This window comes from Candidatus Paceibacterota bacterium (assembly GCA_026195275.1).
In the GTDB taxonomy this organism is placed as follows: Bacteria; Patescibacteriota; Minisyncoccia; order Phycocordibacterales; family JABMNX01; genus JABMNX01.
The window spans coordinates 133,879-155,612 of the sequence record JAPHQU010000003.1; the positions used below are offsets into that span (position 1 = coordinate 133,879).

At 51.6% G+C, this 21,734-nt stretch carries 23 protein-coding genes; 3 read left to right on the forward strand and 20 right to left on the reverse strand.

Annotated elements, in window-relative coordinates:
- Positions 1-65: 65 nt before the first annotated feature.
- From OQJ98_02325 to mraZ, 5 genes are read right to left on the reverse strand one after another with little or no spacing between them, the layout of a single operon-like run.
- Positions 66-1,346, reverse strand: a complete 1,281-nt coding sequence (locus tag OQJ98_02325) for a UDP-N-acetylmuramoyl-tripeptide--D-alanyl-D-alanine ligase (protein ID MCW9054794.1) — start codon at positions 1,344-1,346, stop codon at positions 66-68.
- Positions 1,347-1,365: 19 nt separating this feature from the next.
- The gene (locus OQJ98_02330) at positions 1,366-3,078 is read right to left on the reverse strand and encodes a penicillin-binding protein 2 (protein MCW9054795.1); all 1,713 of its coding nucleotides are present in this window, start codon (positions 3,076-3,078) and stop codon (positions 1,366-1,368) included.
- Between the two features lie 2 nt (positions 3,079-3,080).
- Positions 3,081-3,413 carry a hypothetical protein gene (locus OQJ98_02335; protein MCW9054796.1) on the reverse strand — a complete coding sequence of 111 codons (333 nt, stop codon included), beginning with the start codon at positions 3,411-3,413 and terminating at the stop codon, positions 3,081-3,083.
- A gap of 1 nt (position 3,414) precedes the next feature.
- A complete protein-coding gene (gene rsmH / locus OQJ98_02340; protein ID MCW9054797.1) occupies positions 3,415-4,308 on the reverse strand; it encodes a 16S rRNA (cytosine(1402)-N(4))-methyltransferase RsmH in 894 nt (297 codons plus the stop codon).
- A 4-nt stretch (positions 4,309-4,312) separates the two neighbouring features.
- The gene (mraZ, locus tag OQJ98_02345; protein ID MCW9054798.1) at positions 4,313-4,747 is read right to left on the reverse strand and encodes a division/cell wall cluster transcriptional repressor MraZ; all 435 of its coding nucleotides are present in this window, start codon (positions 4,745-4,747) and stop codon (positions 4,313-4,315) included.
- A gap of 133 nt (positions 4,748-4,880) precedes the next feature.
- Between mraZ and OQJ98_02350 the strand changes: the two genes are divergently transcribed.
- On the forward strand, positions 4,881-5,372 hold the full coding sequence (locus OQJ98_02350) for an NUDIX domain-containing protein (GenBank protein ID MCW9054799.1): 492 nt from the start codon (positions 4,881-4,883) through the stop codon (positions 5,370-5,372).
- 85 nt (positions 5,373-5,457) lie between these two features.
- On the opposite strand, the gene lysS is transcribed toward OQJ98_02350, so the two are convergent.
- Positions 5,458-7,050, reverse strand: a complete 1,593-nt coding sequence (gene lysS, locus OQJ98_02355; GenBank protein MCW9054800.1) for a lysine--tRNA ligase — start codon at positions 7,048-7,050, stop codon at positions 5,458-5,460.
- A gap of 360 nt (positions 7,051-7,410) precedes the next feature.
- Here lysS and OQJ98_02360 point away from each other — a divergent pair, with 360 nt between their 5' ends.
- Complete coding sequence (locus OQJ98_02360; GenBank protein ID MCW9054801.1) at positions 7,411-7,680, forward strand: hypothetical protein; 270 nt, start codon at positions 7,411-7,413, stop codon at positions 7,678-7,680.
- A gap of 78 nt (positions 7,681-7,758) precedes the next feature.
- Here the strand turns inward: OQJ98_02360 and greA are convergent, their stop codons facing one another.
- The 14 genes from greA to murA form a co-directional block, all read right to left on the reverse strand.
- Entirely contained in the window at positions 7,759-8,226 is a 468-nt protein-coding gene (gene greA / locus OQJ98_02365) for a transcription elongation factor GreA (GenBank protein MCW9054802.1), read from the reverse strand.
- A 36-nt stretch (positions 8,227-8,262) separates the two neighbouring features.
- Entirely contained in the window at positions 8,263-9,963 is a 1,701-nt protein-coding gene (locus OQJ98_02370; GenBank protein ID MCW9054803.1) for a penicillin-binding transpeptidase domain-containing protein, read from the reverse strand.
- A 54-nt stretch (positions 9,964-10,017) separates the two neighbouring features.
- Complete coding sequence (locus OQJ98_02375) at positions 10,018-10,281, reverse strand: hypothetical protein (protein ID MCW9054804.1); 264 nt, start codon at positions 10,279-10,281, stop codon at positions 10,018-10,020.
- 3 nt (positions 10,282-10,284) lie between these two features.
- Entirely contained in the window at positions 10,285-11,100 is an 816-nt protein-coding gene (locus OQJ98_02380; GenBank protein ID MCW9054805.1) for a hypothetical protein, read from the reverse strand.
- Positions 11,072-12,151, reverse strand: coding sequence for a rod shape-determining protein (locus OQJ98_02385; GenBank protein MCW9054806.1), 1,080 nt, complete (start codon positions 12,149-12,151; stop codon positions 11,072-11,074). Before OQJ98_02385 ends, OQJ98_02380 begins: the two co-directional genes overlap by 29 nt.
- 3 nt (positions 12,152-12,154) lie before the next feature.
- Positions 12,155-13,396 (reverse strand): His/Gly/Thr/Pro-type tRNA ligase C-terminal domain-containing protein, encoded by a 1,242-nt coding sequence (locus OQJ98_02390; GenBank protein MCW9054807.1) that lies wholly within the window; start codon positions 13,394-13,396, stop codon positions 12,155-12,157.
- Between the two features lie 91 nt (positions 13,397-13,487).
- On the reverse strand, positions 13,488-14,135 hold the full coding sequence (locus OQJ98_02395; protein ID MCW9054808.1) for a hypothetical protein: 648 nt from the start codon (positions 14,133-14,135) through the stop codon (positions 13,488-13,490).
- Positions 14,136-14,284: 149 nt separating this feature from the next.
- Positions 14,285-15,388 carry a site-2 protease family protein gene (locus tag OQJ98_02400; protein MCW9054809.1) on the reverse strand — a complete coding sequence of 368 codons (1,104 nt, stop codon included), beginning with the start codon at positions 15,386-15,388 and terminating at the stop codon, positions 14,285-14,287.
- Positions 15,389-15,391: 3 nt separating this feature from the next.
- Complete coding sequence (gene frr / locus OQJ98_02405) at positions 15,392-15,943, reverse strand: ribosome recycling factor (GenBank protein ID MCW9054810.1); 552 nt, start codon at positions 15,941-15,943, stop codon at positions 15,392-15,394.
- A 230-nt stretch (positions 15,944-16,173) separates the two neighbouring features.
- On the reverse strand, positions 16,174-16,485 hold the full coding sequence (locus tag OQJ98_02410) for a winged helix-turn-helix domain-containing protein (protein ID MCW9054811.1): 312 nt from the start codon (positions 16,483-16,485) through the stop codon (positions 16,174-16,176).
- A 9-nt stretch (positions 16,486-16,494) separates the two neighbouring features.
- Positions 16,495-17,436, reverse strand: a complete 942-nt coding sequence (locus OQJ98_02415) for a thrombospondin type 3 repeat-containing protein (protein ID MCW9054812.1) — start codon at positions 17,434-17,436, stop codon at positions 16,495-16,497.
- A gap of 9 nt (positions 17,437-17,445) precedes the next feature.
- Entirely contained in the window at positions 17,446-18,132 is a 687-nt protein-coding gene (locus OQJ98_02420; GenBank protein ID MCW9054813.1) for a hypothetical protein, read from the reverse strand.
- A 270-nt stretch (positions 18,133-18,402) separates the two neighbouring features.
- Positions 18,403-19,416, reverse strand: coding sequence for a rod shape-determining protein (locus tag OQJ98_02425; GenBank protein MCW9054814.1), 1,014 nt, complete (start codon positions 19,414-19,416; stop codon positions 18,403-18,405).
- Positions 19,417-19,421: 5 nt separating this feature from the next.
- Positions 19,422-20,723, reverse strand: coding sequence for a UDP-N-acetylglucosamine 1-carboxyvinyltransferase (gene murA / locus OQJ98_02430; protein ID MCW9054815.1), 1,302 nt, complete (start codon positions 20,721-20,723; stop codon positions 19,422-19,424).
- Between the two features lie 91 nt (positions 20,724-20,814).
- Between murA and OQJ98_02435 the strand changes: the two genes are divergently transcribed.
- Positions 20,815-21,734, forward strand: a 920-nt coding sequence (locus OQJ98_02435; GenBank protein ID MCW9054816.1) for a hypothetical protein, incomplete at its 3' end; no start/stop codon positions are given.

A 21,734-nucleotide genomic window follows, 5' to 3' on the forward strand; every position in this document is an offset into this window, starting at 1 on the left:
TCAATGCCCCACATGTGTGAGGCATTGATAGAATACTACATTTTTTTGGTCTTGGCAAAATAACCTTACCGCTTGAGCCATTCTGCCTCTTGTCGCACCAAGAGCTCTGGAGCCTGTTTGGGGTCTGCGAGAGCGGCTTTTACCGCTTTCTCAAGACGGATAGACTGCGACCCTTTTATGAACGCGACATCGCCCTTTTCAAGGACTCGCGCAAGCTCCTCCCCCGCCTGTGTCGCATTATCAAAGTGTAGTGCATTCTGTTCATTAAAACCATGCTCAATGGCGCTCTTCATAATATCGCGCGCTCGGATACCGACAGTGATTAGTCGGTCGGCGCACTCAGGTATCATCTCACCGATCTTACGATGCTCTTTTACGGAATACGAACCGAGCTCGAGCATGTCACCAAGTACCGCAAATTTCCTTCCTGAGACAGAGAGTTTTCGTAAGACAGTGAGCCCCTCACTAAGAGCTGCTGGAGAAGAATTGTAACTATCATCGATAATGACTGACTTGCGGACTCCCTCAAGAACCTTCATGCGTCCTGCCGGGGTCTTGTGCTTCCCTGCCGCATCCGCCATGGTCGCCATATCAAGCCCAAAAGAGGAACCCACCGCAAACGCGGCGAGGATCGGATAGATATGCTGCCTCCCAAGCGCGTCGTGAGTTACTACCGGCACACTACTCCCCCGACTATCAACACGAAATGTCATCAATCGCTCATGGAGACGATATGTCTCGTGCGAAGCAAGAAATGTCGCGCCTGCTTCAAAACCAAAAGTAGTGGTTGCGTGCCGGTGTTTTTCTCTGAACGCCATGACACGAGGGTCATCTCCGTTCAAAATTAGTGTGCCCTCAGGCTTGAGCGCATCAACAAGATATTCTTTTTCGCGAACAACCTCCTCCGGAGAATCAAAATATTCAACATGCACCGGCACCTCCGGAAGTGCCGTTACCACCACCGCGTCTGGCTTAAGCCACTCGGTAATCTTCTGTATGTCGCCCGGTCGATCAGCGCCGACCTCGAGTACCAACCATTTCGGATAATGGTTTTTAAGTGCAATGAGCAGGAATCCTTCGACGATATTCTTTGTCCAGAGAAGCGGATTATTCCACGCGTTACTACATCCGAGGATAGTAAGGGGTACGCCAATGTCACTATTAAAACTCTTCTCGCTCTTGCGCACAAAATGCTTCGCGCTCATTATCGAAAAAATCGCGTCTTTTGTTGACGTCTTCCCTACACTGCCCGTAACAGCGATGATCTTTGGTCGATACTTCTTCAGGACCAGTGTCGCCTCAAGACGCAAAATGACAACGATGATTTTTTTAAAGAATGATTTCATGTAGATATATTCATCCGCGCTACCGGTCCGGTGGGATATCATAATAATTGATCAGGAAATTCACCGTATCCATAAAGGGGTGTGTGAGTGTGTTCGACGCATAACGCACCTCCTTCGGCTCGATAGTAAATAGGAAGACTAGGAAACGGGCGTCATACGCCGGGAAATAGCCAAAAAATGAGTGGAGGTACCTATCACCATAGTACCCTCCCTCCTCAGGGTTCGCAATTTGCGCAGTACCGGTCTTCGCGGCGACACTATAGTTGTCTAGGGCAACTGTCCCGCCAAGAAGTGCCTCGTCAACAACCCGAACGAGCATGCGAGTGATCTCTTCGGATGTACTATTTTTTATGACATAGGTATCGTCGACGTGACTCACTTTCTTAGAGAGTCCGGTCCGATAACGTACCTCCTTGACCAGATGCGGGGTCGCTAATCTCCCCCCATTTGCAAGCGTCCCTAATGCGCGCACAGTCGCGATGGGAGTCATTGCAATTCCTTGCCCAAACGACGCAGTTGCATACTCGATGGTGCGAGGGCTCTTAAGGTTTCCTATCAACCCGACCCCCTCGCCCGGAAGATCGATCCCTGTCTCTTCACCAATTCCATAGCCGAGGAAATACTCGCTGAATGATTCGGTTCCCATCTCCTCCATCACAAATGCCACGCCGGTATTGAGTGATTGATTTAGCACTTCCTGCATATTAACTTCTTCACGCCCCTTACCGTCATAGTTTGATATCGTTGCCCCATCGTACGTCGCACGCCCTGCGTCATAATATGTTGTCTCCGCGGTAACTGCGCCGGAGTCAAGCCCAGCAGCCATCGTAAGCGGCTTTATGATAGACCCCATTTCATACACCCCCTCAACTAGTGGGTTGGAGAAGACTGTCGCGTTCTCCACATTCTGGAATTGATTCACATCAAAATCAGGATATACCGCCATTGCGTATATTTCTCCATTCTGAGGATTGATGATGATTCCTGCTGTTTGGCGAGAACTCCATGTATCTTGGATCTCCTTGATTGTGCGCTCAAGGAAAAGCTGTACTGATGGCTCTATACTCACCACAATGTCTCCTTCTCGCTCGGTATCTTGTTTGAATATCGTCTTGTTGATATTAGAGAATATCTCTGCAAAAAAATTAACATAGAGGTTGTTGCCCTCGCGCGCGAGTGTATCCTCGTAGTATCGCTCCAGTCCGTATTTCCCCGAAAGCTCGTCACCGCCATACGCGACAAAGCCAAGTGTGTGTGCGGCCAACGACCCCCCTGGATAGAAACGCCAGCGTTCTTTATGCACACCCACCCCAACGATACCAAGTTCATCGATAGCGACCCCCACTTCTTGCGGAACCCGCTTCATAATCTCCTCGTATGGGTCGTCTGTCTTGCTTGCACGCTTGAGGAAATCTTCCCGATCAATATCAATAATCTGAGAAAGTCTCCTGTACACCTCCTCTGGGTCAACAATAGTATTCGGATTAATAGAGACGGTGAAGCCGGTCTTCAAGGTCGCACCGGAAATCAGCCTGCCGTCTCGATCCTCAAAAAAGATTGAACCGCGGTCGAACAGGTTCTGGTTTGGTTGTACATATTGATGGTCGGCTCGTTGACTGAACTCATCGCCGTGTACAATCTGCACAAAATACAAACGAACCAAGAGGACGACAGCGATAAGCGCCACAATCCCTAAGACGAGGCGGATACGAAAGATAAAACTAGATCTCATCTCTAATGCGACTCATTGTTATACGAAATACTTCCGACGAGTGTGCCACGATTAACAAACGTCTTTTGAGAGATTCGATGGAAGCCGTTTGCCTGCGCAAACTCAAGATTGATAGTGTCTTTCTTTGTTATGTAATCAAGTTCCAACTCACTCAGACGAGAGTTAACCTCCGCGATACGCAGGTCAACCTCCTTACGGACAACCACATCGACAACCGAAGCTCCGACAAAGTACACATAGAGCCCTAAAAGAATAAGAGAAAACATGAAAAGACCGATACAAACCTGTCGTTCAATTCCGTGAATTTTATGTGAAATAGTTCGTGATCGTGTCATATTATTCTTCTTTTCTGAATGTACGTAGTTTTGCGCTTCGCGCGCGTGGGTTTCCGGCTATCTCCTCGCGACTCGGGACTGTCGGCTTCTTGGGGACTTGTTCACCAAACCCTCTTTCCTTCCACCCTCTGAAGACCCGCTTCACCACACGATCCTCAATACTGTGGAAAGTGATGACGGCGATCCTCCCACCAGGTGCAAGGTGTCTGTATGCACCCTCTAGCCCCTCAGTGATCGCATCAAGCTCGTCATTGACCGTAATGCGGAGCGCTTGGAACGTCTTCGTCGCCGGGCTGATCCGGCGATGTCGATACCATCCGGGTACCGCATGCGAGATGATCTCTACAAGGTCTTTCGTTGTCTCGATTGGTGTCTCCGCGCGCGCTGCGACAACTGCGCGAGCAATACGTCGAGAGAACCGCTCTTCTCCATACCCGTGGAGTATGGTGGCTATCTGCTCCTCGGTCCACTCGTTCACGATTTCACGTGCGGTAAGTGTCCCCTCCTCCACCTCGCTTGAGAGTGTCATGAGAAGCGGTTCATTTTTTTGGAAACTTAAACCGCGTCCACCTGTCTCAAGCTGTGTAGAGCTGTAGCCGAGATCAAAGAGAACAACGTCTACCTTTTTGATATCAAGCTCATCAAGCACCTTATCGACGTTTCGGAAATTCTCCCGAACAAGATGCACTGCGGGTGCGACATCCTTGAGCACCTCCTCTCCGCGAGCAAGTGCCGCAGCATCGACATCCAAGCCAATGAGGGCGCCTTTTGAGTCGAGATGTCGTGCAATCTCACTACTGTGGCCACCAGCGCCAAACGTAGCATCAACAACGATGTCAGTTGGCTGTATTGCAAGCTGCTCGACTACTTCCTGTAAAAGAACACTTCGGTGCATAGTCCTAGAGCGCACCAATCTCTCCAAGCTTCTCTGCCATCTCATCGGCCTGCTTCTCGATGCGCTTCTTGTACTCGACCCACACCCCTTCATTCCAGATCTCAACCCGGTCATTGACTCCGGCAAGGACAACTTTGCTCGTTAGTCCGGCAAAATCCTTCAAGAAATCCGGAACAAGGATGCGGCCGACAGAATCAACATCGACCTCTTGCGCTCCGGAGAGCATAAAGCGGTTGAATCCGCGGGTGTCTGCTTGAGCGAACGACAATTCCTGGAGACGCCTTGCGACCTCCTTCCACGCCGACATAGGGTACATGAAAAGACAGTTATCGAGTCCGCGTGTGACCACGACTTTCTTGCCAAGCTCTGTGCGGAACTTTTTCGGAAGCGACAGTCGCTTTTTCGTGTCCAAGGAATGTGTATATTCGCCAATTAGCATAATTCCCACTTTCTCCCACTATCATCCTATTATATGACACTTTCTCCCACTCTACTAAACCGTTTATCCACAACGTGTATCGTGGTATTATCCGGAAAGATACTGAACTTTTAGCTCTGTAAGGGGGTGTAAAATGGACTTTAAACACGCAACTCTCGTGTTTCCGATCACGCCAAAGATCATCGTCTTGGGCGAAAAAAAGGTACGTTGGGGCGCCGGATTTCTCAATGCGCCAGGCGGCCGAATAGAGCCCGAAGAGACCCCGGAACAAGCCGCAATCCGCGAACTCAAAGAGGAGCTCGAACTGACCGCATCCACTGACGACTTGGAGAAAGTTGCGATGCTCTACATGTACATCGACGACTCTCCGAAATTCGCCATCCACACGTACCTTGCACACAAATGGAGTGGTGAGCCTCGAGAATCGGATGAATTGATACCTGAGATACATCCGCTCCATGCGATTCCATATGACCGCATGTGGCCGGCGGATCAGGCGTGGATGACACTCGTCTTCGACGGCGAACGTATCTGCAAACGCATCTTCCTTGAGTCAGATGGTGACCCGCAGAAGCCAAATCACTTCGCACGAATGGAAGACTGCGTCTCGCCATACGCGCCATGATGAACGCGACATCAAAACGGGCGACACATCAGTGTCGCCCGTTTTTTCTTATATCTCCTCCTTTTCCCCTTTCAACTCGTGAGGGTTAGCTCGTTACTTCTTCAAGTCGCTGCTCAATAAAATCTTTTGGAAGAACGCTCAGGAACCAACCGATCTTTGGACCGCTCTCCTTCCCGAGGAACGCGAGATAAAGTGCACCAAAAAATGCTTTCGGTTCGGTATCGGTCTCCGCTTTAATATCATGAAGTGCAGTGTGGAGTTCCTGTCCATCGAGCGCCTCTGAATCGCGCACAACTGTAAGCACACGGCGAAGCGCCGCTTTCTGCCCCTCTGAAAATTCCTTTGCCTCTTCAGGAACTCGTTCAAGCTGAAGCTCGTAGATGTAGCGCTCCGACGCATAGGTGTCGAGCCATTTGCGCGCGTAGTAGGCGCGTTCCTTGAGCTCTTTTTTATCAGCTTCGGAAAGTGGCGCCTCTTTCATCTTCGCTACCTCATCTTCAAGATCCATGTGCGGCATTTGTATCATGAACGCGACCTGCGAGAAGCGTGGTAGGTAGCGCGCATGTATATCTCCCTCGCGGTGGATAAGCCCAAAGAGTCTCGTCTCGTCATCCTCAATCCCGGTGGCATACTTCTCCGCGAGCGTATCATACTGATCAAAGAGAAGCGGAATTGTGTCCCCTTCTGGGTCAAAGTTGATCGCGCGTTTTGGCTGCCGTCCGAGAAGCGCGAGTTGGAAGATGTGTGGCGGCAAAAGGCTCGCGACTTCACTCGCAGAAGAACCGGCACCTTTAGAAGATGACATCTTCTTGCCTCCCACAAGGAAGAATTCATACCAGAAGTCATGCGGCGGAGAGTATTCAAACACCTGACGCGCAATCTCGTTTGCGACATGCTTTGAGCCGCCTTTTGTTGCATGATCCTTCCCCGCTCCTTCAATATCAACATCGTACACTCTGAACTTTGCCGCCCACTCCACCTTCCAGGGGAGCTTGGCATTTCCATTAAATGGCGACACGCTTCCTGTGTGCCCACACGGCGTTGCGCCGCCAATCTCCTGATCACACACATACGAGACCTGCTCAGCATCAAACGATGTTGCGCGTGTTGTTGCGACCTTTCCACACTTCTCGCAGACAACCATAATCGGGAGCCACCCCTCGGGGCGCTCACCGCCGGAGACTTCTTTATAAATACGACGAATGTCGTCCGCTCGCTCAAGCGCGGTGCGGATCACGTCGTTGTACTTCCCTGCACGATATTCATCACTTGAGTAATAAAACTGTGGGTAAAAGCCGGAGGCTTCGATAGTGCGCGCAAACTCATTCGCAAAATACTGAGCGTAATTCTCGTCCCCTCCCGCCTGCGCAGGCAGATCCGGTGCCGGGACTGCGCAGAGTGGCTTACCGAGATGCTCTATGTATTTCTTTTCATCGAGGTACGCTGGAATGCTGTCGAACGCGTCAAAATCATTGAACTCATAGAGGTAGGTGTTCTCTACTCCGCGCTCGGCGAGAACCCGAGAGATCACGCCATGCATCGCTACACCACGCATTGAGCCTACATGCACTCTTCCTGACGGAGTCTTTTCATCTCGAATAATAATTGATTCTTTTGTATCAATTATCTGCTTTCGCTCAGCAAGAAAATCATCCACTATTTTGTCTGCCCAGAACATATCGCTCATTGTACCGTATCGTCATAAAAAACACAGGCATTTGACAAGTTGTTTGTATATGGTATAATAGACACAGTTACCAGTACGTACCGCAAGAAAAAATCTTTGCATAAAGATCTTTTCTTGCGGCAGGTGCGTCTCTCAAGCGAGAGGTATGTCTAGCGCTACGGGGAAGAGCCCGTATTATCATCTAAACAAGGTGGTAAGTGGCTGTGCGGCCCTCTGTCGCAAACAAAAACGACTCCGGTTAAACGGAGTCGTTCATTTTTATGGTATTCTGCGTCAGGCCATGTATTGACATAAACATACATATGGGGTATAGATATGTACAGAAACTGCTCGTACAACAAGGAGTCTTTTATGATGTCTTGTGAAGACGATTTTCTTCCCAACGAAAGGGATTTCAGAATCATTATGTCCGTCGTGTGGACAATAGTTGCGGTCATCTACCTCGGCGCAGGGTCAATCATTGCGCTCACCTCACTCATGATCGGGGTGACGCCGATTGCGTGGATATATGGCGACAGTCTCGACATACCGGCATATGCGGAATATCTTGCGCTGATGCTGCCAAGTGTCCTGTTGGCACATCTTGGATTCATGCTTACCGATCAGAAGCCGACCCGCTGAACTCAGGAAAGATGATTCCTTCATCAAAAAACGCCCCACTAACTGTGGGGCGTTTCCATTTTCAATGAGATGTTCCTCTTACACAACCGAAATTATCGTATACTGCTGCTTTCCGGTCGGCGTCTTAAAGGTAAAAGATTCTTTTTTCTTCTTACCCATCATTGCTTCACCGAGTGGTGAGAGATAGGAGATCTTACGCTCCTGCATATTCGCCTCTTCCGAGCCAACGATCGTGTATTCGTGCGTATCCTTCTCCCCTTCCTTTTGGATGACAACGATAGAGCCGAGGCTGACTACGTCGCTTTTTTTGTGCGAGACAATCTGCGGATTCTTGAGAATGCGCTCAAGTTGACTGATACGTTCTTCAGTCGCAGCCTGCATTTCGCGCGCCTCCTGGTACTCAGCGTTCTCTGAGAGGTCCCCGAGCGAACGAGCGTACTCAAGACTCTCAGCGATTTCCTTTCGCTTGGTCGTCTTTAGATGCTCAAGCTCCTTCGTGAGCTCTTCGAACTTCTCTTGTGTTAAAAAGCTATCTCCTTCTGGCATATATTAGAAATTATTATACGGCCTTCCTCCGAAAAATCAATTGACACTCTCCAAATACTCTGGTGCCTCGCGATGAAGCCACTCGATGAAGCTACGCATCACCGCTGACGCTCCCACAAGATTGCTGACCGGCCCGCGCTCCATGATGATCGCAAACGCGTAGCGAGGTTTTTCGTATGGAAAGAACCCCGCGACCCACGAATTCACAAACTCTTTTCGTACCCCCAACTGCGCGGTGCCGGTCTTGGCCGCGATAGATACATAAGGTGTATTAAGAGCTCGCGCAGAGCCCTCCTCGGCGCCGAGATGCATTCCTTCACGGACTACCTGTAAATACTCCTCGTCTATTGGAATGGTTTCAAACTTAACAGGCGCCCCTTTCTCAAGAGATGGGGTGAGAAGCTTCCCGTTGTTAGCAATCGCTGCGACCGCACGCGCAACCTGAATCGGTGTTACCTGAAACCCATATTGCCCGATTGCGGTGTTGTAGGTGTCTCCAATACGCCACTCATCACCGTTAAAGGTTTCCGCCTTCCACTCTGGGTTCGGAATCACTCCTCCCGCCTCCCCAAAGAACACTCCGGTTGATTTCCCAAAGCCAAAGAGGTGTGCGTAGGTGTTTATTGCATCGATTCCGATACCCGGCTGATCTTCAAAACCTCCGCCAACCTCATAGAAGTAAACGTTTGACGAGTACGCAATCGCCTCACGCATATCTACCCACCCGTGTGCCTTCCAGTCAACAAAGGTTGAGTAGACATCTTCCAAGTATGGGTGTGGCACGCGAATTGAGCCGGTGCTCAGAATCTTTTTCTCTGGGGTGATGACCCCCTCCATGAGCGCACCGCTTGCCACGATCAACTTTGCGATTGAGCCGGGTGTATACAACCCTGAGACAACACGATTAAGGAACGGTTTTCGAGGGTCCCTTACATACGCGTCAATGAGATCGTGTGGTTCTCCGTCGGTAAGCACCTGTGGTGCGTACTCCGGATAGCTTGCGAGAATAACAACCTCACCGCTTTCCACGTCAATCACCACCCCTGCTCCCCCAACAAAGCCTGATTCCCCCGCACGATCACGAATAAGCCTGTAGAGTGCTTGATTTAATCGAGCGTCAACTGAGAGTGTGATATTCTCGCCATCTTCCGCGGGGCGAGTAATGCTCTCCGAGGTGACCTCTTGAAGCGCGTCAACCTCTTGTATTTTAATCCCATTTGATCCTTCGAGTCGATCATTAAAGAGAAGTTCAGCACCCCCTTTACCTCGATATTCCTTTTGGTAATAGACACCGGAAGTGTCCTTAAGTGGATATCCTACATACCCAAGAACCTGCCCCAACCCATCCATCTGCCGGTATACTCGAAGTGCGTGCGCATCTTCACCCGCTTCGTTCCATACAAGCTCGAGGCCATTTCGGTCATAGAGAACGCCGCGCTCCGCGAAGATTATCGAGTTGCGCAGTCGGTTGCCTTCACTTAAAGATGCGAACGCAGCGCCCTGACGGACCTCAAGATCGGCGATCTGAATCAAGAACAAGACGAGAAGACCGCCAAAGACAAACAAGACCAGAGACTGTGTCTTCTTCGGTATAGGATGTTCGAGACGTCCTTCAAATTGGTCACGATCAAACTCCGGCAGATTGCTCGAATCAAGAAATATCTCATCCGGGTTGATTTCTCGGTTTTTACTTTTTCCTAAAAGACGTCTCAGGAATGTACGGATTTGGCGACTCATGGGAGGTATTGTACCATCCCCCGAAGTCAGGAACGAACTGCGCGCTTCGTCTTGCTAGCTCTGGCAGAAGACCAAATGACGTTTGATATATACCCCAAAGAACAATACCGCAATACCGATGATGGTGTAGATATACGCCCCAAAATAAAACGCGGGTATATCCACCCCATACAGAAGATCCATCATAAGGCCACCAAAGACCACCTCGTATCCCGAATAACGAGCGACGATCAAAAGCCCAAGACCTGCTGTTACAAACCAAGGGAACAAGAATATACTCAGAAAGAAAAGTGTTGTTGTCGCAAAATACAATTTCATGTTCTAGAGTTCTATTGTTACCACTCTAATCGAATGGATATTAATAGGGCTTCTCACCAAGACTGTCTGAAAAGAATCGGTAGGAAGTGCACCCACATCTCCGACCATACCAACCACTCCACCGTCGAGCCCCGGGAAGAAAACTGCCTCACTCTCAGAGACAGCAACCCCACGAGGAATATGCATCTCGAAATCCCCACCACCACGCCCTGTTGCAACAGTAGCTACCGGATCATCAACTCCGATGAGCACATCAGTTATGCGCCCCGGAGTTGAATACAGACTAACCAAAGCTGTGTTTGCATACACTTCTGATATGGTGCCAATACCAATACCGCCCATCGCGAAGACACGCGCATCTCGTGTCACTCCATGTCGACTTCCAATATCAATGATAAATGTGTCGTACTGTGTACGATTCGGCCGCGCAAGCACCCCGGCAGCGATGCGCTCAGCATACTCACCGCGCCCCAACACTTCTCTCAGATCTTCGTTCTCCAAGCGAACAACCTCGCTAGCAAGTGAGGTTAGTTTGAGGCGGTCGATCTCTTCCCGAAGCCGATCATTTTCTTCGGCAAGTACTCTCTTGTCATGAAAAGCGGATCCGAGGTCGCCAAAGACACTAAGGATCCCCGCTTGTGTACGCCACAGAGGCACCCCAACCGTGTGAAGGGTGCGAGAGAGTGCGCCGAGCGTTACCTGATCAATACCAATGAGCATAAGGACACTGATAATGACCACCACAAGTGACCGAGGGACACGACGCCCTTTGCCGGCAATGCTTATTCCGTTATTCCGTCGGCGAAAGTTCATCTTCATTCTCTATCAATACCTCTCGATAACGTTCGATATCCTCAAGAACAATACCGGTGCCGCGCACAACTGCCGTTAGTGGGTCATGTGTTACATACACCGGAATCCCAAGCTCTGACGCAAGCATTGTCGAAAGTCCGTTAATAAGCGCGCCGCCGCCGGAGATATAAATCCCCCGTTGCATAATATCAGAGAGCACCTCTGGCGGTGTTGTCTCGAGCACCTCTTTAACTGCGTCAATAAGATGGTTAATAGATACCGAGATTGCTTCTCGAATATCGGCGTCAGTTATCACAACCTCGCGCGGAAGCCCGGTCACGAGGTCTCGCCCACGCACAGTTGCCTCGATCGGCTCGGACCCATCAACAAGTGAGCCGGCCGCAATCTTGAGCTCCTCGGCAGTCCGCTCGCCGATAAGAATCTTAAACTCACCGCGAATATATGCCGCAATATCTCGATTGAGTTTATCGCCGGCAATCCGAATATTCTTCGACCGCACAATGCCACCAAGCGAGACAACCGCAACATCACAGGTCCCGCCACCTATATCAACCACCATACTTCCCATAGGCTCATGCACGGGAAGTTTCATACCGATCGCGGCCGCCATCGGTTCTTCAATGATGTGCACCTCGCGCGCACCGGCATTCTGCGCCGCGTCACGCACCGCGCGGATCTCAACACTCGTAATCCCTGAAGGCACACCGATGACCACCCGCGGACCAAGAAACGCTCGCTTTCCCTCCTGCGCTTTGTTTATCAAATACGCGAGCATCTCTTCGGTCACCTCAAAGTCAGAGACGACTCCGTCAATAAGCGGCTGTACTGCGCTAATATGCGCCGGGGTACGGCCGAGCATATCCTTTGCCTGCTTACCAACAGCAACCACCTGGCCGGTACGTTGATTAACCGCGACGATTGACGGTTCATTGATGACCACACCGCGTCCACGCAAGTACACCAATGTGTTTGCGGTACCGAGGTCAATACCAATATCGTCCGAGAACCACCGATGGAATCTCTCAGAGTATGACTTGATTGTATCGAGGAGCGACATACGCTACACAAACAATACTTCCTCCTTGATCATATCGACCTCTCCTGTCCTGCGGTCCACTCGTTCAATCATTCCTGCTTCAAGGGTCTTCTTGCTCACCACAATACGTGTTGGCACACCAATAAGGTCGCTGTCAGCAAACTTCTCCCCTGCGCGCAGGTCACGATCGTCATAGAGCACCTCAACACCAGACGCTGTGAGTCGCTCGTAGAGCTCGTCGGCATACACCGAGACACGCTCGTCATCGCCCGCGAGCGAGACAAGGTGCATCTGAAACGGCGCTATCTCCTCCGGCCACACGATTCCTTTCTCGTCGGCGAGCACCTCAACGACTGTGCCCATGAGCCGCCCCGGGCCGATACCGTAGCTTCCCATAGTAACCGGCTGTGCCTTTCCTTCTTCATCTTTGTAGGTAAGGTTGAGTGCATCCGAGAAGCGGGTTCCCAAGGGGAAGATATTGCCCACCTCGACTGCTTTCTCTTCCTTGAGCTCGTTCTTCGTGATTCCGAGATCTCTAAGCACCTCGTCAGTGTAGACCTCTTTATTAACTGCAATCCCCTTCTCTTCGTGTATGTAGATAGTATCCTCGCCGGCGTCCGAGAGTGTCTGGAACTCGTCACTGTACTTACTGAACGCACCACCTGATGCGAAGGTGCGGTATGTCCGGTCACCAATACCAAGCCGGTCAAAGATCTTCATGTATGCCTCCGCAGCCTGCTCATAGAACTCACGGAATTCCTCTTCCGAGCGAGAGAACGAGTAGAGGTCCTTCATGACGAACTCGCGCGCGCGCATGATGCCGCTCTTTGCACGCAGCTCATTGCGAAACTTTGTCTGGAACTGGTACGCGTACCGCGGAAGGTCCTTGTATGAAGAGATATACTCTGAGAAGAGCTGTGTGATCGGTTCTTCGTGTGTTGTACCAAAACCCACCTCAGTGCCGTTCGCGAGCTCGCTCTTGAACCACACATCGATCGCCTCATCACTCCAGCGGTCGGTCTTCTTCCATATCGCCGGATCTTGGAGTGCGGTGAGCTTGAGCTCTTGCCCGCCAATAGCGTTCATCTCCTCACGAATAACGTCAGTGATCTTGTTGAAAACACGAAGACCAAGCGGTAAGAATTCGTACACACCGGCCATGCGTTTGTGGATATAGCCGCCACGGATGAGAAGCTGTGCATTTTTGGAAACCTCGTCAGAAGGGGCTTCTTTTCTAGTCTTGGTGAAGAGTTGTGATTGCCGCATAGTGCCCAAATAGTACCGCGTTTAAGAGCTGCGGTCAAAAAGAACCCCCGAGCACTGCGTGCTCGGGGGGGGGTTGAGGTAAAGAATGAACTCACCAGAACGGCACACTCATGATGAGTACGAGCAGTCCGATGAACACCGATGTCGCGACGATACACTCCGCTTTCTTATCCTCTAGAGCGGCGGTGACGGCGGCGGCGGTGGTGACGGCGGTGAAGGCGGTGAAGGCGGTGAAGGCGGTGAAGGCGGTGAAGGTGGCGGCGGTGACGGCGGTGACGGTGAAGGCGGTGGCGGTGGCGAAGGCGACGAACATATTGACACCCTTCCATGCCAACGTGACCGCAATCAACAAGGATGCAACCGCAAGCAGTCCGAGGATCGTCACGAAGTTGTACGCTTCGGAGTGCATGGGCTCACCCGCTCCGGTGAACGCAACTGTGTTCCCGGTCCGCATCAGGCCTTCGACGACCTGCTTCGTCACCGAGACCGTGAAGAGACCGGATTCCATCGTTGTCTTGGTTTCGACTGGCACGATTGTGCCGGGGTTCTTGATCGCTGCTTTCACGACGTCTGGGTACGCATCGATGGCCTCGTCGGGGACGTTGATCCGCTCCTTGGAAAGGACATCATCTTCCTTTAGAATCCTGATTGTACCATCGTCAAAAATGATAGCACTTCCCGCAAAGGCGGATGTGGCAACACTCAACATAAACAGTGCCACGAGAATAATGATCCGCATGGGATTCTCCTTCCGTTTCGTCTGTGTGATGTGAATGATACTTAATTCTGGATTGGACGATACCATACTGTGTGTGATGCGTCAATCCCGCTTGGAGGTCGGACCTTCAAGCGGGATTGACGATAAATCTTGACGTCGGACGTCAAGATTTAGGAAAGGAGGCGGAGGATGTCGTTGTAGGTGACGGCGAGCATAAGGAGTATTAAAAGCGCAAAGCCAATGAGGTTGAATGTCTGCGCGACGCGCAGGGTGATTCGCGAACCCTTCACTGCCTCAATCGCAAGAAAGAGAAGTCTGCCGCCATCGAGTGCCGGGAATGGGATCAAGTTGATGACCGCAAGATTAAGCGAGATAAGCGCAACAAAGTTTGCAAGTGCAATAAGACCGTGCGCAGATGCACTCCCCACAAGTGAGACGATACCCACCGGTCCCGCAATGCCTGAGAGGTCGGCACGGAACAACAACGCGTCATAAAGCAACGTCGCGATTCCTTTGGCGACATTCACGAGCTGGAGAGCGGTCTGCTCGGCACCCACAATGACTGCGCGGTGCGGCGGGAGCGTGAGCGTACCAACGCGCCCGATACCGATACCAATTGCGTATGTCTCCGGGTCACTTTCAATGATTCCTGCTTCGGCCTGTGTCGATATATTGTACACCTCTCCCCCGCGCGCCACCTCAAACTCAACAGCTTCTTCACCATGAGAAGCAACGAACGCTGAGACATCAGTCGCATAAGAAGGCTCTACCCGCTCACCCGCCGCTATAATCGAGACGATCTCATCACCCACCGCAAGCCCGGCGCGGTCTGCCGGTGAACCAGCAAGTGTATTCATAACCATGACGCGCGTGTCAGAGATGTATTTTTGGTACTGATCCCCCTCAGTAACAAGAGTCGGCGTACCTACCATGAACACACCCGAGAAAAGTATCCATGCAAAGATGATATTGAAAAACACCCCGCCAAAAAGCACTGCCGCCTGTATATACTTTGGAGCATGAACCAGAGCACGCCCGTTCTCCGTCTCCGTGACTTCTTCAGGATTCTCGCCGTAGATACGCACGAACCCACCAAACGGTAGGAGGTTTATCGAGTAGAGGGTCTCACCAAACTTCTTGCCGAAGAGCCGTGGTGGGAACCCAATACCAAACTCGTCCACACGAATACCTGAGCGCTTCGCGATGATAAAATGCCCGAATTCATGCACAAGGATGAGTGCAACGAGTACTACAAGAAAGATCAGAACATTCATGAGCTAGCCTTGGATTTCTTCTTCCTTTTTGACCATTAGCGCGTCAAGAGCCTTGTTGCCCTCGTCGACCACCTTCTGCATATCTTCTTTGTAGCGGAACTTCTCGTCCTCGGAGATCTCGCCGTCCTTCTCTTTCTTCTGGATATCATTCCATACGTCGTCTCGCACACCTCGGAGAGATACGCGCGCTTCTTCCAGTTTATCTTTTGCAAGCTTGATCAGAGTCGTGCGCCGCTCTGCAGTAAGCTCCGGAAAGGTAGCCCGAACTCCACCTCCATCAGACGAGACCCCCACACCCAAATTCGCGTCGGTGATTGCTTTCTCTACATCCTTAACCTGCTCAGCATTCCATACCGAGACCCGGAGTGTACGCGAATCCTCGACACCCACACTGCCGACCTGGTTGAGCGGCACGCGTGTGCCGAATGATTCCACGAGCACATTGTCGAGGAGCGCCGGTGTCGCGCGCCCGGTGCGAATACCCTGGAATTCTTTCCGTAGCCAATCCTCGGTATCCTTTACTCGCGCTTTTAATGTTGAAAAATCGTATGTCATAAATTTGGTAGTTGGTTTATAGGTATTAGGATAACGGTTTTGCGCACCAAAATCAATTTCAGATGTCCGACATACCAATCATGGAAGCGCAAAATCAACCCCTCAATGAATTGACATCAGATATCCACATTGCGGAAACGCCAGGGGTGCCTGGCGTTTATTAAAACAGGGCTTCCCAGAGCCACAAAAAACGCCAACCTTTGGTTGGCGTTTTTTGTGGACTCCTCTCGCTAGTTCGCGAGCGTGTAGTGCACTCCTCGGCCAGTTTCTCCCACCTGCACCACCTTCCCTTCTGCCTCAAGCTCATCAAAATAGACCACAACAGTCGTGTCCGATACCCCAAGGAGCTCTTGTGCCTCAGCGTTGGTGAGCTTCCCGTGGTCATGGAGGTGTTTAAGGAGAACGTTTTTCTTTTTCTGCTTTCCCGGCGCACGCTCAGTGTTCGCAAAGATGGCGAGTTTTGCGCGCATGTGTGCGCGACTCATACTGTATCCAAAGATGATTCCAACTGCGCCTACTAAAATGAGTATAAATGTATCCATATCTCTATACTACCACTGTTCCCCTCCCCGAAACTTCCGATATATCCACGGGGCACTTTTCATGAGCAATACATACAAGAGCAGTGCCACAGCAAGGTAGAAGACTATCGTGTTGCTGAAAGTAAACCCGGCGAGCGTGAGCGCAAGTAACTGTAGTTGGTCAAACGGAGCGTTCTTTGACTCGCCGCTCTCAAGAGAGATCGCCTTCTTCTCTGCGATCCGCTCCTTCACCACCCCGATCTGGTCATCGACACGCTTCTTCTGATCAACACGAAACTCCTCAACCACAGCGGCTGTCTTCTTTGCGGTCGACTGAATCTTCGGCGCCGTGCTTGAGGCGACCTCAGCCACGCGAACCACCAGATCTCCGGCGGCTTCTTGGAGCTTCGGTGTGCTCGTGCTTTCTTCTTCAAGCTTCTCCTCCATGAGCTCGCTGTAGGCGACAAGTGGCTCTGCGTCATTTACGTCAGGGATGCCGTCACCATCGTCGTCACTGTCTTCCCTATTCCCGATACGATCACCATCGGTGTCTGTATCAACAAACCGCGTGAGCGTTTGCGCAGGCTCGGTATCAAACACAAGTGCTTCTGACTTACCTCCCGGCCCAACAACTTCACCCGAGGTGATCTCAACCCGCACCGCGTGATCCCCCTCTGTGGGCTCCCAATCAGTCCACACAGTCTGAAAGCCACCATTCCGCTCAAGTGACACGTCGGTTGTACCAAACGATGTATCACCATCGTAGAATTCAACAACTCCTCTAAAGTCTGCTGGGGTACTGTTTGCAAGCGTGGTATAAACACGGACAGTCTCGCCCGAGAAGAACGGCTCACGGTCAAACCAAATGGTTGAGCGTACAAAGCCAATGTGTGCTGTGTCAACGGCGGCGAACACAAACGACGCCGAGAGGAGGAAAAAAGTGAGTGCAACAACGATGAGTTCTTCTTTCATGACAAGTATTTATGAGAGTTGTGGAAGCACCAGAGAAAGGTGCTCAAGGAGAATCTTAACCGATGACGATTGGTCGGTGAGGTACGAGCGGGTACTCTGGAGTGCTTCAAACGCATCGGTCGGCACCGTATCTTCTCCATAAAAGTCAGTGCGTTCGTAGAGCTCAGCCTCAAGCTCGTTCACACACTCAAGTGCCCGCGCACGATCCTTCTCTTCAATAATCTCTTTAATGAGCGCAAGACGCTCCGGCCCCGATGCGCTGAGAAATTGTCGAGCAAAAAGCCTCTCTCGACCGGCTCGACCGGCAACCCTGACCACCTCCATACGCGAGAGAAGCGTCGGAAGGAGTGTCTTCGTGCTCGGTGTGATAACGAAGAAATGAGTCCCCGCTGTCGGCTCTTCAAAAGTCTTCAGAAGCGCGTTCTGAGCCTCGCGAGTCATACGCTCCATAAAAATGACAAAGATCTTCTTCCCGGACTCCGCCGCACGCTTACTCTCAAGCGACTGGATCTCACGCCCATCATCAATCCCGAAACTTCCATATGCACGGACGTGCATATCGGGGTTCCCTATTGCGGTCACCTGTAAGACAGACTCAATACACTGAACCATCCCCGGGACCGCGTCCGCATTTCCTTCGATAAGGTACGCGTGATGAAGGTGTTCACCTTTCAGTATCTGCTCGAGTTCGTTCATGTGCTCTCTATCATACCAAAAAAAGAAAAAGGCGGCGCATCATGTGTGATGCTGCCGCCTTGTTGGTGTCGCCGAAGGATTATTTGTAGCCGCGCTCCGCTGCCAGATAGGCGGCGTGACTGGGCCAGACGTTGCCGTGTGAGTCAACAAAATAATTCGACATCTGTTCTCTCCCCCCGGGCTTTTGGAGCCGGTATCCCTTTGGTCTCCCTATCGGACCAAACTATACTATGTATACTATACACTATTTATATAATTTGTCAAGCGTCCCTAACTCTTTGCAATGATGCTCTTTTTGTAGGTATCGAGGTGGTTGAGAGCAATTCCGGTTCCTTTCACCACACAGTACGCTGCTTCTTTCGCGAGATATGCCTTTACTCCAGTGCGGCGGAAGACCAACTCGGGTAAGTTGCGCAACTGAGACGAGCCGCCGGTCATGATGATCGCCTGGTCAATAATATCCGCCGAGAGCTCTGGCGGGGTGTCTTGTAGTACATTGCGGATCGCACCAACCATCTCACGAAGCTCTCGTGTGATTGCCTTCACGATCTCGTTCGTGCGGACATCGGCCGAACGCGGGAGTCCGGTGAGGTAGTCGCGACCCTTGATCACCATAGTGAGCTCTTCTTCTAGCGGAACCGCCGAGCCAATGTTGATCTTGATATCTTCTGCAGTCTTGTCGCCAATGGCAAGATTGTATACCTTCTTAATATAGTCAGTGATAGCGGCATCAATGCGGTTGCCGGCGCACTTCACTGACGTTGACGCAACAATGCCACCAAGCGAGATCACGGCGACATCAATGGTGCCACCGCCAATATCAACGATCATATGTCCGCGCGCTTCTTGGATCGGAATACCGGCACCGATTGCGGCGAGGATCGGCTCTTTCACGACATACGCACTCTTCGCACCGGCGTTTGTTGCCGCTTCAATGACCGCGCGACGCTCAGTAGAAGTAACTCCTGCCGGCACCGAGATCATCACCTCGGGACGAAAGAAATTCCACGGACCGAGCGCTTTTTTCATGTAGTAGCGAAGCATTGCCTCAACGACCTTGTAGTCAGCAATAACACCGTCGCGCATCGGACGGTACGCGATAATACTCTCCGGTGTGCGACCAATCATCTCTTTCGCGTCGTTTCCAACCGCGAGGATCTTGTTCTCTTGTTCTGAGACGGCGACCACCGACGGCTCATTCAAAACCACCCCCTTACCAGGAACAAACACCAGTGTATAGGTGGTACCAAGGTCAATGCCGAGTTTTGGTGTAAAAAATGACATGGGTGTTATTCAGTGCGAGTAGTTCTTTCAATATCAAGTCCGAGTGCTTTGAGTCGCTCCTCAATACGCTCATACCCACGGTCAATATAGTAAACATTATTGATGAGCGAGTTCCCTTTTGCAACCGCAGCCGCAATAATGAACGCCAGACCCGCCCGGAGGTCCGGGCTCCCGAGCGTGCGCCCGATGAGTGGTGTATACCCTTTGACGCGCGCTCGGTGCGGGTCCCAGATTGCGATATCGGCACCCATGCGCACAAGGTCGTCTGTATAGTTGAGACGCCCTTCGAAGATTGTCTCGAAGACGAGCGACTCCCCCACCGCCTGCGTGAGAAAGACCGTCATCGGTGCTTGAAGGTCGGTCGCAAATCCCGGGTACTCGTGCGTCCGGATGTCGATTGGACGAAAAGATCCTTTGGGGATCTTCGCATTGCCGCGGATATGTATTGCGTCTCCCTCAATTTGGATTGGAACACCGGAGCTTTTGAGGATATCCGTGAGCACCTCGACGTGCTCGGGGTTACACCCACGAATAGTGAGCTCGTCCGCAACGAGCGCGCCAAGGATCAGGAAGCTCCCGGTCTCGATTCGATCCGGCAGCGCACGGTACGCTTTCCCTTCCGCCCGGAGAAGGTCGCCACCTTCAATCTCGATGGTTGGTGTGCCGGCGCCAACGATCTTCGCGCCGCATGCATTGAGGAATTTCGCGAGATCCACGATCTCCGGTTCCATTGCGCAGTTTTTGAGAACCGTCTTGCCCTTAGCAAGCACTGCGGTCATCATCATAGTCTCAGTCCCCGTGTGTGTTGGTGCACGAAAGAAGATGTTCGCACCCTTAAGCCCACCTGCAGGCGCGGCAATGTGATATCTCTCGTCCTCGTGTGAGACGCGAGCGCCAAACCGCTCAAACCCCTCAAGGAAAAAGTCGATTGGTCGAGCGCCAATAACACACCCGCCAGGGTGCGGGAAGTGCACCTCACCAAAGCGAGCAAGTAGCGGGCCGGTGAGTACAATTGAGGTGCGGAGCCTGTCAGAGAGCTTGGTATCAAGTGTCGTTGAAACACTCTCGCCTACGTGGATCGTGTATTCGCGTCCGTCTTTCTCTATGTTCGCACCCAACGCCTCGAGGAGCTCGGTCATGCGGTGTACATCCTCAATATCCGGAACATGAGAGAGTCGCACCTCATCTTCAAAGAGTATGCTCGCCGCCATACCCTTAAGAACTGCGTTCTTAGCGCTATTCACCGTCACCTCGCCGCGAAGTTTTTTCTCTCCTCCGAGTCCTTTGATAAAGAAGCTTTCTTGCATAAAAGATAGTGTGTTGTGGCTCTATTGTACGGGCTCGGAGACGCTTTTACAAATTGGCTCCCCGGGCACGGTATCTGCTATGCTGTACGTAATGTTTTTGATACATGTTATCCCGATTTCGCGCGGTATCACCAAGGACCGACTTTCATATTTCTCTAAAGAGAATCTCGTGCCGGGGACAGTGGTGTCTGTTCCTATACGCAAGTCACTCACCCCGGCAATCGTCTTGGGAAGTGAGAGTGTGCGTGACGCAAAGACACGCCTGCGACAATCACCCTACCCGATAAAAAAAGTTGAGCATGTGCGCGAAGCGCGTGTCTTTTCAGAAGCGTTCATGGCTGCTGCGGAAGAGACAGCAACGTACTGCGCCTCATCACTCGGCGCACTCATCAATACACTCGTCCCGAAAGCGATCCTCAGTGATCCGAAGAAACTGGAAGAGAGTGTTGTATCCAACGAGGAAGGTCCTGCGCTCTCCCACGAACGATTGGTCTACCAAGCAGACCGCGCCGAGCGCTTCTCAACCTATCGGGGGATCATGCGCGAAGCATTCGCACGGAAGCAGTCAGTATTCATCGTGATGCCAACCATGCACGACGTTGAACACTTCGCACTTCAATCGGAAAAGGGAATCCGGGCATATCTCTTTGCGTTCCACAGCGGACTCACCAAGAAGCAGCAACGAGACCGATGGAATAAAGCGCTCACAGAAAAACATCCGGTCATTATCGTTGGTACCGGAAGCTTCCTCTCGCTCCCCCGCGCCGATATTAAGACAATCGTGCTTGAGCGTGAGAGTGCGAGTGCATACAAATCGCCGGTGCGTCCATATGTTGACGTGCGCGTCTTCGCCGACACATTCGCGCGCAAACTCGGCGCGCGTATTATCTATGCCGATTCTTTTCTCCGTATTGAGACACTCTATCGCTACCACCACGGAGTAGCCGCTGAACTCTCACCCCTCAGATTCCGCCCGCTCTCACCTGCCCATCAGGAGGTTATTGATATGAA

Excerpts from the sequence above, each read along its gene's own strand:
- OQJ98_02325 (MCW9054794.1), bottom strand. The coding sequence starts at position 1,346 with ATGAAATCATTCTTTAAAAAAATCATCGTTGTCATTTTGCGTCTTGAG.
- OQJ98_02385 (MCW9054806.1), bottom strand. The coding sequence starts at position 12,151 with ATGTCGCTCCTCGATACAATCAAGTCATACTCTGAGAGATTCCATCGG.
- OQJ98_02335 (MCW9054796.1), bottom strand. The coding sequence starts at position 3,413 with ATGACACGATCACGAACTATTTCACATAAAATTCACGGAATTGAACGA.
- OQJ98_02415 (MCW9054812.1), bottom strand. The coding sequence starts at position 17,436 with ATGAAAGAAGAACTCATCGTTGTTGCACTCACTTTTTTCCTCCTCTCG.
- OQJ98_02420 (MCW9054813.1), bottom strand. The coding sequence starts at position 18,132 with ATGAACGAACTCGAGCAGATACTGAAAGGTGAACACCTTCATCACGCG.
- murA (MCW9054815.1), bottom strand. The coding sequence starts at position 20,723 with ATGCAAGAAAGCTTCTTTATCAAAGGACTCGGAGGAGAGAAAAAACTT.
- OQJ98_02350 (MCW9054799.1), top strand. The coding sequence starts at position 4,881 with ATGGACTTTAAACACGCAACTCTCGTGTTTCCGATCACGCCAAAGATC.
- greA (MCW9054802.1), bottom strand. The coding sequence starts at position 8,226 with ATGCCAGAAGGAGATAGCTTTTTAACACAAGAGAAGTTCGAAGAGCTC.
- OQJ98_02395 (MCW9054808.1), bottom strand. The coding sequence starts at position 14,135 with ATGCGGATCATTATTCTCGTGGCACTGTTTATGTTGAGTGTTGCCACA.
- lysS (MCW9054800.1), bottom strand. The coding sequence starts at position 7,050 with ATGTTCTGGGCAGACAAAATAGTGGATGATTTTCTTGCTGAGCGAAAG.
- OQJ98_02375 (MCW9054804.1), bottom strand. The coding sequence starts at position 10,281 with ATGAAATTGTATTTTGCGACAACAACACTTTTCTTTCTGAGTATATTC.
- OQJ98_02330 (MCW9054795.1), bottom strand. The coding sequence starts at position 3,078 with ATGAGATCTAGTTTTATCTTTCGTATCCGCCTCGTCTTAGGGATTGTG.
- frr (MCW9054810.1), bottom strand. The coding sequence starts at position 15,943 with ATGACATACGATTTTTCAACATTAAAAGCGCGAGTAAAGGATACCGAG.
- OQJ98_02410 (MCW9054811.1), bottom strand. The coding sequence starts at position 16,485 with ATGGATACATTTATACTCATTTTAGTAGGCGCAGTTGGAATCATCTTT.
- OQJ98_02390 (MCW9054807.1), bottom strand. The coding sequence starts at position 13,396 with ATGCGGCAATCACAACTCTTCACCAAGACTAGAAAAGAAGCCCCTTCT.
- OQJ98_02360 (MCW9054801.1), top strand. The coding sequence starts at position 7,411 with ATGATGTCTTGTGAAGACGATTTTCTTCCCAACGAAAGGGATTTCAGA.
- mraZ (MCW9054798.1), bottom strand. The coding sequence starts at position 4,747 with ATGCTAATTGGCGAATATACACATTCCTTGGACACGAAAAAGCGACTG.
- OQJ98_02400 (MCW9054809.1), bottom strand. The coding sequence starts at position 15,388 with ATGAATGTTCTGATCTTTCTTGTAGTACTCGTTGCACTCATCCTTGTG.
- rsmH (MCW9054797.1), bottom strand. The coding sequence starts at position 4,308 with ATGCACCGAAGTGTTCTTTTACAGGAAGTAGTCGAGCAGCTTGCAATA.
- OQJ98_02370 (MCW9054803.1), bottom strand. The coding sequence starts at position 9,963 with ATGAGTCGCCAAATCCGTACATTCCTGAGACGTCTTTTAGGAAAAAGT.
- OQJ98_02380 (MCW9054805.1), bottom strand. The coding sequence starts at position 11,100 with ATGAAGATGAACTTTCGCCGACGGAATAACGGAATAAGCATTGCCGGC.
- OQJ98_02425 (MCW9054814.1), bottom strand. The coding sequence starts at position 19,416 with ATGTCATTTTTTACACCAAAACTCGGCATTGACCTTGGTACCACCTAT.